Annotated in this window: 15 protein-coding genes and 1 pseudogene; 12 read left to right on the top strand and 4 right to left on the bottom strand. The window is 71.9% G+C overall.

The features are described 5' to 3' along the window. Positions 1–23: 23 nt before the first annotated feature. The 11 genes from ACMATS_RS24945 to ACMATS_RS24895 all read left to right on the top strand — a co-directional run bounded on the left by ACMATS_RS24945 (position 24) and on the right by ACMATS_RS24895 (position 9,535). A complete protein-coding gene (locus ACMATS_RS24945; RefSeq protein WP_414169119.1) occupies positions 24–833 on the top strand; it encodes a sortase in 810 nt (269 codons plus the stop codon). A gap of 503 nt (positions 834–1,336) precedes the next feature. Beyond that, positions 1,337–2,242, top strand: coding sequence for a helix-turn-helix domain-containing protein (locus ACMATS_RS24940; protein WP_414169118.1), 906 nt, complete (start codon positions 1,337–1,339; stop codon positions 2,240–2,242). Between the two features lie 2 nt (positions 2,243–2,244). After that, positions 2,245–2,946 (top strand): hypothetical protein, encoded by a 702-nt coding sequence (locus ACMATS_RS24935; protein ID WP_414169117.1) that lies wholly within the window; start codon positions 2,245–2,247, stop codon positions 2,944–2,946. A 154-nt stretch (positions 2,947–3,100) separates the two neighbouring features. Then, positions 3,101–3,748 (top strand): WhiB family transcriptional regulator, encoded by a 648-nt coding sequence (locus ACMATS_RS24930; protein ID WP_414169116.1) that lies wholly within the window; start codon positions 3,101–3,103, stop codon positions 3,746–3,748. Continuing rightward, positions 3,745–5,361 carry a hypothetical protein gene (locus ACMATS_RS24925; protein WP_414169115.1) on the top strand — a complete coding sequence of 539 codons (1,617 nt, stop codon included), beginning with the start codon at positions 3,745–3,747 and terminating at the stop codon, positions 5,359–5,361. The genes ACMATS_RS24930 and ACMATS_RS24925 overlap by 4 nt, the downstream gene beginning before the upstream one ends. Next, complete coding sequence (locus ACMATS_RS24920) at positions 5,358–5,549, top strand: hypothetical protein (RefSeq protein WP_414169114.1); 192 nt, start codon at positions 5,358–5,360, stop codon at positions 5,547–5,549. The genes ACMATS_RS24925 and ACMATS_RS24920 overlap by 4 nt, the downstream gene beginning before the upstream one ends. 165 nt (positions 5,550–5,714) lie before the next feature. After that, positions 5,715–5,882, top strand: coding sequence for a hypothetical protein (locus ACMATS_RS24915; RefSeq protein WP_414169113.1), 168 nt, complete (start codon positions 5,715–5,717; stop codon positions 5,880–5,882). 119 nt (positions 5,883–6,001) lie between these two features. After that, positions 6,002–6,505: a plasmid mobilization protein gene (locus ACMATS_RS24910; RefSeq protein WP_227723677.1), complete on the top strand. Its 504-nt coding sequence runs from the start codon at positions 6,002–6,004 to the stop codon at positions 6,503–6,505. Then, the gene (locus ACMATS_RS24905) at positions 6,502–8,223 is read left to right on the top strand and encodes a relaxase/mobilization nuclease domain-containing protein (protein WP_414169112.1); all 1,722 of its coding nucleotides are present in this window, start codon (positions 6,502–6,504) and stop codon (positions 8,221–8,223) included. The genes ACMATS_RS24910 and ACMATS_RS24905 overlap by 4 nt, the downstream gene beginning before the upstream one ends. 84 nt (positions 8,224–8,307) lie before the next feature. Then, entirely contained in the window at positions 8,308–8,757 is a 450-nt protein-coding gene (locus ACMATS_RS24900) for a hypothetical protein (RefSeq protein WP_414170789.1), read from the top strand. A gap of 82 nt (positions 8,758–8,839) precedes the next feature. Beyond that, positions 8,840–9,535 carry a hypothetical protein gene (locus ACMATS_RS24895; protein ID WP_414169111.1) on the top strand — a complete coding sequence of 232 codons (696 nt, stop codon included), beginning with the start codon at positions 8,840–8,842 and terminating at the stop codon, positions 9,533–9,535. Between the two features lie 167 nt (positions 9,536–9,702). Here the strand turns inward: ACMATS_RS24895 and ACMATS_RS24890 are convergent, their stop codons facing one another. The 4 genes from ACMATS_RS24890 to ACMATS_RS24875 form a co-directional block, all read right to left on the bottom strand. Next, complete coding sequence (locus ACMATS_RS24890) at positions 9,703–10,524, bottom strand: DUF317 domain-containing protein (RefSeq protein ID WP_414169110.1); 822 nt, start codon at positions 10,522–10,524, stop codon at positions 9,703–9,705. Between the two features lie 16 nt (positions 10,525–10,540). Then, complete coding sequence (locus tag ACMATS_RS24885) at positions 10,541–10,831, bottom strand: hypothetical protein (protein WP_227723681.1); 291 nt, start codon at positions 10,829–10,831, stop codon at positions 10,541–10,543. A gap of 116 nt (positions 10,832–10,947) precedes the next feature. Next, positions 10,948–11,301 (bottom strand): DUF317 domain-containing protein, encoded by a 354-nt coding sequence (locus ACMATS_RS24880; RefSeq protein WP_227723682.1) that lies wholly within the window; start codon positions 11,299–11,301, stop codon positions 10,948–10,950. Positions 11,302–11,598: 297 nt separating this feature from the next. Next, the gene (locus ACMATS_RS24875; protein WP_227723683.1) at positions 11,599–12,333 is read right to left on the bottom strand and encodes a hypothetical protein; all 735 of its coding nucleotides are present in this window, start codon (positions 12,331–12,333) and stop codon (positions 11,599–11,601) included. 487 nt (positions 12,334–12,820) lie between these two features. On the opposite strand from ACMATS_RS24875, the pseudogene ACMATS_RS24870 reads away from it, so the two are divergent. Then, positions 12,821–13,288, top strand: a pseudogene (locus tag ACMATS_RS24870) (PP2C family protein-serine/threonine phosphatase); the annotation flags it as partial. Between the last annotated feature and the right edge of the window lie 47 nt (positions 13,289–13,335).

Genomic DNA, 13,335 nt, shown 5'->3' with positions numbered 1-13,335 from the left:
CTCCTCGCGCTCTGGATACACCCATGCATCAGTCCCCCGACCAGCCCGGCGACACCACGGATCCGCAGGGTCCTTCCCCCTCACCAACGCCGTCCAGTGATGCGCACGCGGGCCGCGGGCCGCGCCACCGCTGGCAGGTCGTGGCCATCGGCTTCACCGCTGCCTTGGCGCTCTCCGCGACCGCTGTGGCCTGGACACACTCCTCCAAGGCCGGCCAGGCGAGCACTGCGGCGTCCGTGCCCGCGCAGTCCGCGCCGTCGCAGGCAACGCCGTCCCCGCGCACCTCGAGCGCGCCCTCCGCCCGTGCGGCCACCGAAGCCGGGCGCGCCCTGGCCCACTGGGCCGATCCCCACGTTGCATCCGCACCGAGCGCAGTGCCGGGGCCGGGCGGATCCATCATCGACGTCGTGCGGATCCCCGCCCTCGGAAAGGACTGGGCACAGCCCGTCTACCAGGGCACCGGCCCCGACCAGCTCCGTGCCGGGCTCGGACACTTCGACGGCACCGAGGCCGCAGGCCAGGTCGGCAACTTCGTGCTCGCCGGCCACCGCTCCGGCATTGCCTCGCCTCCGCTGCGCGACATTGACAACATCAAGGCAGGCGCTCCCATCACCGTCTCGACACCCGGGCGGATCACCTACACCTACACCGTCACCAGCATTTCGACGGTCGCGCCGACCGACGTCGCCGTCACAGCCCAGGTCCCAGGCCAGCCCGGCGCGACGCCCACCAAGGCGCTGCTGACGCTGGTGACGTGCTGGCCCGCGGACGGTCACAGCAAGCGGGTCGTCGTCTCGGCGACGCTCGCCTCCACTCGCGGCAGCGAGCTGTGAACGCCCCGACGACGGGCCTCACCCAGCGGGAGAGCAGGCGTGGCGCGCACTGGGCCGTCACTTTCTGCAACTACTACAGAGTTCTAGAACCAAGTCTGGATCTTGACGCGGGTCCGTGCGTATGTTCGTCGTCCCCCGGGCACCCCCGCCCGGCACCACGAACATGAGGAGCGCAGCAGGCACAGACCAGACCCTGTAGGTCCGCATACAGCGACGGCGCCCGAGAGGTGCAACTCCCGGACGCCGAACGCTCAACGGCATAACCCGCCCCGGCAAGGGCGGCGATTGCCCACCATCACCACGCTGATCCCTATTCCACCAGGCGCTTCAGCGTGGCAACACTGCAAAGGGGATTGTTGCATGATCTCTGCCCTGCGCGAAAGGCCGGACGCCCCGCCCTGCGCGGCAGCCTGCTGCGCCTCGGCGGCTTCCCGCCCCGGCCGTGAGCACACCCTCGCGGCTTCGGCGAGCCGCCGGTCCCGCCTCGTGAGCGGGGGAGGCCGATGAGTGTCGACGCCCGCGAGTGGGTGTGGGAGCACAGCTCCAGCCGGGGAGTGGCGCGCCTGGTCCTGCTGTCGATCGCTGACCGTGTGCCGGACGAGCAGGGCGTGGCATGGGCCTCGCTTTCGAGCCTGGTCGAGCGCACGAATGCCTCCCGGACGGCCGTACGCACCGCTCTGACCGCGCTCGACAAGAGCGGCGAGCTGGAGGAGTGCAAGGACCTGGAGGGCCCGCAACGCACCACGGTCTACCGCCTGCCCCGCGCCGCCGCCTGGCTGGCCAAGGTCGCCGCTGCCAAGCAGGAGGACCCGGATGCGTACGTGGAGCCGCCGACGGAGTCGGACCCGGTGCCGGAGCTGAAGAAGGAGAAGCTCCGGAAGTACGGAATCTGGCCCCGGAAGGGTGCGGAATCCGACCCCTCCCGACGGAATCCGACCGGTGCGGAATCTGACCCCTCGCGACGGATTCCGACCCCTCGACGTGCCGGAATCCGACCCCTCGAAGGTACGGATTCCGTACCCCAGAACCAAAGTGAACCGAAGGTGAACCGTAAAGGCAGCAGTAGGGGTGGCGCTGCCGTCCTGCCTGCTGACGCGTGGCAGGTCGACCCCGCAACCCACGCCTGGGCCCGCCAGCACGGTCACCTGGATCGCCTCGGCGAAGACGGCCTGCGAGCGGCCGATGCGAAGTGGCGCGCCCACCGCGCCGACTTCAAGCCCCGCACCGCTGCGGCCTGGGCTGCCGACTGGCGGTCCTGGGTCGCCCGCGAGCACGCCCCGAGCCACCCGAACGCCTCCGCCACGCCCGGCAGAGGCGGCCCCGCCCCGGCAAGCGGCATGACCCGCGCCGAGGCGCACACCGCCGCCCTGCTGGCCGCCCTCAACGAGCCGACCGGAACGGAGCAGTAGCCGTGGACCGCCGCGAAATCGCCGCCCTGCTGGCCTACATCGGCCGGCTCGACCCCCGCACCATCCGCACCGACCAGGGCGAGGCCCGCGACCAGCTCGCCCAGTGGCACGAGCTGCTCGGCGACGTGCCCATGGCCACCCCGCACGGCTGGGACGCCCGGATCGCCGCCCGCCAGCACATCCGCACCTCGCCGTACCAGATCGTCCCCGCGGACATCGGCCGCCCGTGGGAGAGCTACCGGCGCGACCGCCTCGCCCGGCACAGCGACCCCACCCCCTCCGCCGACCCGGACGACCAGGCGGCCTGGACCGCCGAGCTGGCCGGCACCCGGCGCGCCGTGGCCTCGGGCTCGGCAGAGCCCACCCACCACCGGCAGATCGCCGGCGGCCGGATCAGCCCGCGGCTGGAAGCGCGGCTGAGGGAGGTCGGCTCGTGCATCCCTGCGCACGCCCGAGCCGCCCTGGCGCCCTACCGGCCCGCCCGCGCCGCCCGGGAGGCGGCCATCGCCGCAGGCCAGCCCGACGCGCTGGCGGTTAGGTGCGAGTGGTGCCACGCCCAGGCGGGCGAGCCGTGCCGCCGCCGACGCATCGGCCCCGACGGCGGAGCACGCGGCAGCGCCCCGCGTGCCACCCCGCACCCCGGCCGCTTCGACCTCGCCGCCGCCCAGCAGGCCCGCCAGGCCCAGCAGCCCGCGATGGCCTGACCGGCCCCACTCGCCGGTGCACCCCGCTGGTGCACCGGCGCCCGCCACCGTCCCGCCCGGCTGCGCCCGCTGCGAACCGCAGCCGGCACCCCACGCCGCGTCCACCTGCCCGCCGCCCCTGGGCGGCCGACGCGGCAGCACATCGGAGACCACCTTGCGCTACATCACCACCCACGACGCGCCGGCCACCGGCCTGCGCGGCGTCGGCGACACCAGCTGGCAGACCCGCGGTGTGTGCTACGGCATGGATGTTGAGGACGCCGACGCCACCTTCTTCCCTCTGCCCCGGGACCACGAGGCCATCGCCGAGGCCAAGGAGCTGTGCGCCGCCTGCCCCGTCCGTCGCGAATGCCTCAACTACGCCCTCGAAAACGACCTGAAGGACGGCATCTGGGGCGGGGTGACCGAGGCCGAGCGCCGGGCCTGGCATAAGGGGCTGCCGCAGCGTCTCGACTACACGCGCGTACTCGCGGTCTTCAAGGGGCGCGACGTGCACCTCACCGCCAAGGAGCGACAGGTCGTCATCGACCACGCCTACGTCCGGGGCTGGCGCGCCGACCGGCTCGCCGTCGCCTTGCAGATCGGCCACAAGCACGCCCAGGAACTGCTGCGGGAAGCCGCCGACAAGGTCTTCGGCCGCGACCTCACCTTCGGTGTCCCCCCACGGCGCAAGAAGAAGGAGAAGAAGCCGGCGGCACCGACCACGAGTCGGCCCACGCCTGCCCGGCCCGCCACGAGAGAGCCGGAGTTCCGTCCGGTGACGTCGACCTCCGCGAACACCTCGTTCGGAAAGGCCGTATGACCCACCCCCTCCTGACCCTCGGCACCATCCCGGACCTGTCCCTGGCCACCGTCGGCATCCCCGCCGCCGTCCTGGCGCTGGCCCTGACCGCCTGGGCGATCCGCCACCGGACAACGCGCTCGCGCGATCGTGCGCGCAGCCTGGCCGTCAAGGTCGCCGCCATCGCCGCGCTCGGCTGCACCGCATACAGCGCGGACACCAGCTGGCGGTTCGCCGCCGACTACCTGGACATGGCCGGCACCGCCGAGCGGGGCGCGATGTTCGGCTCCGCCGAACTGGCGCTCTTCGCGACCGCGTTGATGGCCCGGGAGAACCTGGTCACCCAGGGGGCGCCGGGGCTGCCGGGCACCTTGGTCTGGGTCGTCACCGGCGTGCAGGTGATCCCCGCCTACGCCGAGAGCGGCCCCGTCGGCGGCACGGTCCGCGCCTTCGTCGGCCCGGTCATGGCGGCGATGCTCTGGCACCAGGCCATGGGCATCGAACTGCGGCTGCGCATCCCCGGTGCCGCCTCCCACGGACTGATCGCAACCCTGGGCCGGGAGGCGCGCGAGCGCCTGCTGTCCCGCCTCGGCATCGCCGCCCGGGACCGCGACGCCGCGCAGATCACCCGCGACCGCGCCACCGCCCGCGCCGTCGCCCTCGCCTGCCGCCTCGCCGAGCGCACCCCCACACAGCAACAGGGCTGGCGCGGACGGCGAATCACACGCAAGCTGTCGAAGGCGATCGGCCGAGCGTCGGTCGGCACGGACCCCACCCAGCGCGCCGCGCTGCTCGACCAGCTCGCCGCGCGCCGGCACGCACTCGCGCTCGCCACGGTCCCCCTGTCCTCCCCCTGGTCCCCGCACGAGGGCGGCGACGGCACCGCAACGGTCCCCGCGCCGAACAGCGGAACCACCGCGGTCCCCATCGACGGTCCCCGCGCTAACGCCGACGCTCTCGGGGACCGGGGACCGAGCAACGAACGAGGACCGGTCCCCGAGAGCGCCCCCAGTCCGAGCGGAGAGACGGTCCCCGGGGACCGAGACACGGGGACCGGGGGCTGTCAGGCAGGGGCCGAAGCCGTCAAGCCGGAGGCCAGTGAGGAACTGGGCGGCGGTGAGGGGACCGGCAGGCCCGCGGGAGAAGCCCCTGGTCAAGCCCCCGATTCCCACCGGGGACCAGAGGCCGAGGCGGGGACCGGCCCCGCCGGGGAGCGGGGACCGAGCGACGCCGAGGCGGGGACCGACCCCACCGGGGACCGGGGACCGACCGACACCGACACCGACACGGGAACCGACCCCACCGGGGACCGGGGACACACGGTCCCCCTGCGGCGGAAGCCGGCCACGAAGGCCAAGAGCAAGGGCAAGCGCGGCGGGCCGTCCCGCAGCCCGCGCACGCAGCGTCCCTCGCGTGAGCTGCAGGAGTCCGTGGACCAGCTCGTCCAGCAGGTCCGCCCCCACGTGCCCGAGCTGCTCGCCCGGGACGGCAACGAGGCCGTCACCCGGGTCCAGCTGCGGGAGATCCTCCGGCGCGAGGGCCTGACAGGCGGCCGGAACGACCGACTCAGCCTCGTTCTCCAGCAGCTGCGGAGCGGGGACACCACCACGACGACAAGGAGTACGACCCGATGAAGACCTGCCAGCAGTTCACGCGCATGCGAAGCGGATACGAGCAGGACATCCGCTTCCTGATCAACCACTCCGCCCGCCACCAGGGCACCGTGTCGGGCAAGGTCAGCGCCAAGAACGCGATCGCAGTGAAGCGGAAGATGGCCAGGGCCTTGAACTGGCACATCGACCGCTGCCCTGAGTGCGGCTGACGCCCCCAAAGACGCAGGTCACCCGCCTGCATTCGGCACTTGAATCGGTGGCCCGGCCTGGTGCCGGGCCACCGCCCCCGCGACGGAGGACACGCCATCCATCCCCGACATCCGCGTAAGTACGCACCGACCACTGCGGAAGCCGATGCTTGGGCGGACGTGCTGGTGCGCCAGCAATTCCTGCACACCGCAGTCCGCGTCCCGAACGGCCAGTGGCTCATCCAGCACACCCCGGACGGCGACGTCCGCGTCCTTGCGGGACCGGCCGACGTCGTCGAACTGGCCGCCGCCATCCAGCACCGCATCCGCTCCACGAGGCCCGAGATCCGATGACGAACCCGAACGACAACGCCACCGCCGTCGCACCTGTAGCCGACGTCAACTCGCTCTCGCGGCGAGCAAGTTGGGGCGGAAGCGTAGCTTCCGCCACTCCCGCCCCCGAGGGGGCGGGAGTGGACCTGCACCGGGGGGCGCAGGTCCATCTGGCTTCGACCGAGGGCGGATCGAAGCCGAGGCAGGAGGAGAAGCCGTCCGAGCGCCGCACTCGCCGTGAGCGCGCCGTACGCGCCCGCCAACGCCCACGCCAGCCGCGCGAGAGCAAGCGCCTGCACCAGCCCAATACCCGTTTTAACGATGAAGAGTTCGCTCTGATCAAGTCCGCCGCCGCCCGCTGTCAGCTGTCCGTCGCCGGGTTCCTCGCGCGCTCCGCGCTCGCCGCCGCCCGCGACCTCGACCGCACCAGCGCCGAGATCGCCGACGAACGCGAAGTGATTACTGCCCTGTTCGACAGCCGCCGCCGCCTCGGCTGGGCCGGCAGCAACCTCAACCAGGCCATGAAGGTCATCAACTCCGGCGCCGACGCACCCCAGCTCGAAGCAGCCGTCGCCGCCGTCCGCCGAGCCGCCGAAACCGTCCACGAGGCTGCCGCACAGCTGATTGCGCACCGCAGCTCATGATCCCCAGCGTCAACGAGTCAGGGGAACGCACCATCGGCCTGCTCGCCTACCTGTACGAGACGGGCAAGCACGAGGAGCACATCGACCCGCACCTCGTCGCCTCCTTCGACGGCATGTCCCCCGGCCCCGGCCGCGACCCGAACGCCACCCTCAAGGACCTCCAGCAGCTCCTCGACCAGCCCGTGATGGCCCTCCCGCAACACGCTCGGCCCGCCAAGCACGTCTGGCACACCTCCGTGCGCGCGGCTGCGGACGACCGGATCCTGTCCGACGAGGAGTGGGGCGAGATCGCCCGCCGGATCGTGGCCGCCACCGGCATCGACCCCGGCGACGGACAGCCCGGCTGCCGCTGGGCCGCCGTCCGCCACGCCGATGACCACATCCACATCGTCGCCACCTTGGTGTGCGAGGACGGCAGCCGCCCCGACGACTACCGCTCCGGCAAGCGCGCCCAGGCCGAATGCCGCCTCATCGAGAAGGAACTCGGCCTCCATCAGGTCGCCCCCGGCGACGGGACCGCGGCCCAGCGGCCCACCAGCGCCGAGCGGCACAAGGCCGAGCGCCAGGGCCGCGAGCGCACCGCCCGGGAGGAGCTGCGCGAGACGGTGCGCCGCGCGGTGGCCGGCGTGAGAAGCGAGGAGGAGTTTTTCGACCGGCTGGCCGCCGCCGGCCTGCTGATCCGCAAGCGGGTCGCCCCCTCCGGGGACCTGCTCGGCTACAAGGTCGCCCTGCCCGACGACCGCAACAAGGACGGCGAACCGGTCTTCTACCCCGGTGCGCGTCTGGCCCCCGATCTGTCCCTGCCCCGTATCCGGGAGCGCTGGTCCGCCGACACCCGCGACCAGGACGCCACACCGATAGAAGCGCCCGCGCCGGCGGGGCCGAGCGGTCCGGCCGCTGCCCGCAGGCGGACGGCCTCGGCCGCGTGGGCGGCGGTGCTGGTGATCGAGCACGGTGACGACGCGGTAGCCGCCGCGTACATCGCCGCTGCCGGCGAGGTGCTGGACGCGCTCGCGAAGACCTCCGCCGCCCACACCCGCCGTGAACTGCGTGAGGCGGCCTGGGCGTTCGAGCGGGCCTCACGCTCCCACGTCCGTGCCGAGCGCGGGCATGACCGGGCGCTGCGGCAGGCTGCCCGTGAACTCGTCCACAGCGGCCCGGCGCTGGGCCGGGGCGAGGACGGTGCGACCACCGCGATGGCGATCGACATGCTGTTCTTCCTCATCACCGCCGCCGCCCACTGGCACGCGAAGAACGACCACGCCCAGCAGGCCGCCGCAGCGCGCCAGGCCGCCGAACACCTGCGCGCCGCCTACCAGGCCGCCGCCGCCCAGCCGCTCGGGGCCCTGTACCAGCGCGGCCGGCGCCTGGGCCGGGTGTTGCGGCAGCGGCAGACGGCGGTGCTGCGCGAGGCTCTGCCGGAGCTGGCCGAGCGGATCCTCGCCGAACCCGGCTGGCACGCGCTCGCCGCCACCCTCGCCGACGCCGAGGCCGCCGGCCACGACCCGGCCGCTCTCCTCGCCGACGCCGCCAGGCGGCGGGAACTCGACACAGCGGCGTCCGTCAGCGACGTCCTGGTGTGGCGGCTGCGCCGGGCCGCGGACCTGCCCGCGGACACCACCGGCATGCTGACCGACACTCACGCAGCGCAGCGCTCGGCCCAGCGTGCCGGGCAGCGGACGCCCGGACAAGGCCGGCCTGGGCGCGGCCGGTCGTGACTGTGGACTTTCTGAATTGAACAGGTCAGCGGGCTTGAGGCACGATCATGACGCGTGCAGGACGAGACGAGGGAGAACGCCCGGGTGTTTGGCCGGATACGACGCCGCCGCGAGCAGGAGTTCAGCGAGATCCAGCGCAAGGCGCACGAGGATTGGCTGCGGATGGACGGCCTGGTGCCGCCGGTCGTACAGATGCAAGCGGCAACGGAGCAGCCGGCGGAGCCGGCGCCGGTGGTGGACGACTTCATTCCCCCCGAGCTGCGCGTCCCGAGCCACGACCAGCTCGACGGCCGGGTGATGCCCTGGCCGTGGCCGGTCGTCCTGGAGGGCGAGGTCGTTGCCTGTGCCGAGTGTGGCGCGTACCGGGACTGGCTCATCCTCTCCATGCACGACCAGGTCTGGCTGCGCTGCCGGGACGGACACCAGCAGCACGAGAGGCGTCTGGACACCGCGTGGTTCAACCGGCACTCCGGCCCAGGGGATGCCATCCACGCCACGTTCGAGGACTGCCTGCGGCACCTCGGCCACCGCTGACCCCCACTCCTACGACCCCTCTCCGGGCCCCGCGGGCCCGCACTGCCCAACCGTCTCCGAGCACCAAGGGGTCAGTTCACCCATGCGCGTTCGCGTCGCCACCACCGCCCTCGGCCTCACCGCCGTCGCCGTTCTCGCCCTGCCCGCCTGCTCCACCCACGCCAGCCAGGCCAAGCCCGCCTCCCCGTCCGCCGCCCCCACCGGCAACCCGGCCGCCGCCGAGCAGAGCAAGGCTCCGCTGTCGTCGGCCGCGCTGCAGCCTCGCCTGCTCGACGAGAGCGACCTCGGGCCCGGCTACACCCGCAAGCCCGAGGCCCCCGTTCAGCACGACGACGTCACCGTCCTCGGCTGCCCGGCCCTGACCAAGCTGGGCGAGGCGGCAACCGGCGGTTCGCTCGACTTCCCCCGCCAGGCGAAGACCACCTTCACCTACACCGGCGGCAGCGACTCGCAGCTCTCCGAGGAGCTCTACAGCGACACCCCCGCGAAACTGTCCGACGGCACCGGGCGGATCTTCGACGCCATGACCGGCTGCCCGACGTACCAAGTCGTCTCGGGCAGCACCGCCATCGACGTCACGAGCCAGAAGACGGCCGCGCCCCGGCTCGGCGACGAGCAGTTCAGCCAGCTGCTGACCTTCTCCACCGGCGGGCAGGACAGCATCGTGAAGCAGACCGCGATCCGCGACGGCAACCTGCTGCTGGTCGTCTCCGGCTCGCCGGCCCTGGTCGACCAGCACCTCGGTAAGGCCCTGGCCAAGGCGACAGCAACCCGCTGACGCACCGCGACAGACGCCCCCGACCACCACGGTCGGGGGCGTCGTCACGTACTGCCGTCACAGTTCCCACTCCTCGGAGCACGGCGATCACAGCAGCATGAAGCCCGGCCTCCCCGAAATCGGGGAGGCCGGGCTTCGTTCGTCGGATCAAGGGCTGACGTCGGCGCTCAGCCGGCCGGGGCGCGCAGGAGTCGCTCCTGCGTGCTCTCCGGCAGCACCCGGCGCAGAACCGGTGCGGTGGAGCTGAGGGAGGCGGCGAACGCGGCGACGAGGTCGTGCGGCACGCTGGCCGCGAAGGACGCCGCCCACAGGCACGGCGCACCCAGCACGGGCTCGGCCCACGCCTGCCACCCCGCCGGCCCCTCCTCGTCGGCCTCGGCCACCAGGGTGCGCGGGTCGGCGTCCTGGATGAGGGGCGGTACCTCCCCAAGGCTGAGGTGGGAGGTGAAGGTCGGGTCCGTCGCCGCCGCGTTGGGCTGGTCGATGTCGCGGAGCCAGCCGTGGGCGGTGACGGCATCGAGGACCACCTCGGGCCCGGCGAAGGACACTGCGGGCTCCTCGCGGGCGTCGAGCGCGAGGAGGAAGTCGACCAGGACCTCGCCGGGGACGTCGGGGGTGAAGTAGGCCGACCACTGCGCGAGCGGACTGCCGGTTTCGGCGCGGGCGCACACCTGCCAGGCGATCGGCAGCTCGCCGAGGTGGAACGGCTCGTCGGCAAGCGTCCACTGGGCCCACCGAAGGGCGTCGGGGCTGATGTGCAGGACGGTGCTGCGCAGGACCTGGCGGTCCTCCGGCGCCTCGTCCGGCTCCTGGCGTCCGCGGACGATCGCAAGGCTCGTCCAGCCCAGGCCGGCGAGCGTATCGGCGACGGTGTCGTAGAGGCGCTGGTCGTCACCGGCCAGGTGCCGGGGGCCGACCCAGTACGCGCGCCGGGCGCTGTTCCCGGCGGCCGGGTCGAGGGGAATGTCGGGGTTCAGGGGCGCCTCCAAAGGCTCGGAGCGGGGACTACTGCCCGCGTGCGGTGCGGCGTTGACGGCGCGGGGGTGCCTGGACGGGAGAGTGCCAGGTCAGGGCGACGGCGACCTCGGGGGGCAGATGCCCAAGCTGAGCCTCCGGATCCCGCCCCTCGGCCAGGTAGACGATCGGCTGCCCGGTCTCGTCCGTGGCCTGCACGACCTGTTCGAGGCGGTGCGCCATCGGGAAGAACGGGTTCATCGCCAGCCGCAGCGGAATGCTGCGGTCGAAGGCGGACAACTGGTCGATGAGATCGCCGACGGTCATCTCCGTGTGCTCCACGGAAAGCCTCCTTGCACGTGAGGAACGGGATGGACGAGACGGCGCGGTATCGCGCCGCCGGGGCACGGGACGGGCGAGAGCACCGGCCAGCCAGGCAGCCGGGGGCGGTTTCGCCGTCACAGGGGCCGGGAGGATTGCAGCACGCTCGCCACGGTGGCGGCGACGATCTCGGCCGGCGTCTCGGTGTCGAAGGAGATGCTGTATCCGGGGACCGTGGCCGTGCCGGTGACGGCGATCTTCCAGCCCTCCCCGTCCGTACCGGGGCGGCCCTGCGGAAACCAGCCGCAGTAGAAGCGTCCGTCCTTCGAACTGATGTGGACATCGGCTCGGTCGTCGACGACCAGGTTGAAGTCGGCGGCGGAGAACTGGTCCGTGACGAGTGTGGGCTGGCCCGGGCCGAGCCGCCACTCACGCAGCCGCAGGGCGGCAACGGTGGTGGAGAATCCAGGGCTCACGGGAGCCACGGTCACGGCGATCACCTCTCTGACCTGCTATGTTCCGCGAAGAGGTCGTCTACGTTGACATGCCCCTGCCCGCGTTGGCCAGTCATTCGTGGATCTTTGCTGTCTGCCCCCGGCGAACTGTCCGCTGCCATCGAATCGATGTAGGGGCTGGGACTGCGTGGTGCGCAAATCCGCCTGATCTTGCGCACCGGCCGAGCAGATCCGGGTGATCATGAGCACTGGTGACGCTCAGCAGTTGTCAGTTGATCGACCCTCCACCAGCTCGCCGCGGGCTCTGCGGTGGCGCTGGTCCTCCGGAACCGTTCAGTCCAGCAGGGAGAAGTCGAGTCCGACAATGACGTCCTCCACCGTGGCATCGATTCGCTCCGTGAGGTGGTCGCGCAGCATCTCCCAGAAGTCGTCCCAGCCGTTGAGGATGTTGGAACCGCTCTTGCCTGAGACCCCGCCGGTCCACAGGAAAACCCGGTGGGGGAGCTCTTCTTCGAAGGGGTCATCGTCCACCCACGCCAATTTGCGGTTCTCGAGTTCCGCGAGGATGCGTCCGGTCCGCACGGGCTCGACCTCGCCGTTGTGGCGAGCAAGCTCCCAGATATCGATCGGCTCCTCACGCGATACCAGGAACGCCAACACCTGCCGGGCTGCTGTGGTGACGGTCGCGAGGTAGTTCGCGATTTCGTTCACGGTTTCGACGTTGCCGGCGCGCTCCTCCTCATCGTCGCCCAGCCAGAACTGCCCAAGCGTCGTGCAGGGCCGCACTACGTTGCCCTTGGTGACGTTCAAGAACGCCTCCTCCATCCGAGCCAGCCCGTAGCGGTACCTGGACTCGTGGCGCTCCTTGAGAGCACGCAGATACTCGACCGTGAACTGGTCCCGGCTAGCAGGGTGGTCGATGACGTCGTGGTGGTTACCGCACAGCAGGATCAAGTTGCTGTAGTCGCGCAGCTCCTCCTTGGTCCAGGTCAGATCGTGACGTGCGCTGGTGGGCTCGGCGCCGACGATGTGCGCAATCTTCCCCACCCAACCACCGGTCGGGTCCACGAGACGTACGTCGCACGGGTCCCAGGCACACTCGTTCCCGGAGAAGACCCACAACTGCCGGGCCACGTCCGGAAGCGGCGTAAGCCGATTCTTTTCGCTTCCGCTCTTCCTCCCGGCCATGCCGTCCTCCCCACACCAGGCGCACCGTACGGCGTCAGCATAGAAGGCGGGAGCTGATGCCGATCGATGCGTTTTGCGCATGACCGGCCGACGCGGCCGGTGCTGGCAGCGACACGGGATGTGTTCGGCCGTCGCTGTGATCACCGTCAAGGCATGTTCCCTCAGGGAACAAGACGGCCGTTCCCCGAAGGAACAGACCGCGCGTTCCCTAAAGGAACAGGCAACCCATTCCGTGGTCGTCCCCGTTGATCAACAGTGCCATGGCCTTGCGAGCCATACACCGTCACCCGACGGAAACAAGGCAGGGGCCACCGAGGTGCTGCTGGACGGCCGGCATTAGCCGGCAGAGGAGGCCGGGGAGCGCTTCGCCACCGCCTTGCTGCTGGAGATCCCCGACCGGGGCCATATCGCCCGGATGACCAGCTGCGGCCATCCCCCGCCCCTGCTGCTCCGCCAGGGCCGTGCCGTCACCGTTCCCAGCCTGAACCCCGCGCCCCCGCTGGGCATCAGCGGGAGCGGCCCGGCGGACTACACCGTGGAAGCGTTCTCCTTCAAGCCTGACGACACGCTCCTGATCTACACCGACGGCTTCGTCGAGGCCCGCGACGCCGACGGCTGCTTCTACCCGCTCGGGGAGCGGGCGGCCCGCTGGGCCGACTCCAGCCCGGAGGTGCTCGTCCACCACCTCCGGCACGACCTGCTCGCCCACGTCGGGGGACACCTCACCGACGACGCCGCCCTCATCGCACTCCACCGCGAACCCGCACACCGCCCGCACCGCCACGCACGGCTCCACCACGCTGCGGGGCCGCCACCTCGACCGGATGGCCCGTAGACAGGGTGGCCCCGCCCGTCGGGGCTACGGTACGCAGCAGGCCCCCG

It is taken from the genome of Streptoverticillium reticulum (assembly GCF_047456005.1).
Taxonomy (GTDB): domain Bacteria; phylum Actinomycetota; class Actinomycetes; order Streptomycetales; family Streptomycetaceae; genus Streptomyces; species Streptomyces reticulum.
The sequence above is the reverse complement of the archived record's forward strand: the minus strand, read 5'-3'. Positions and strand labels throughout refer to the sequence as shown.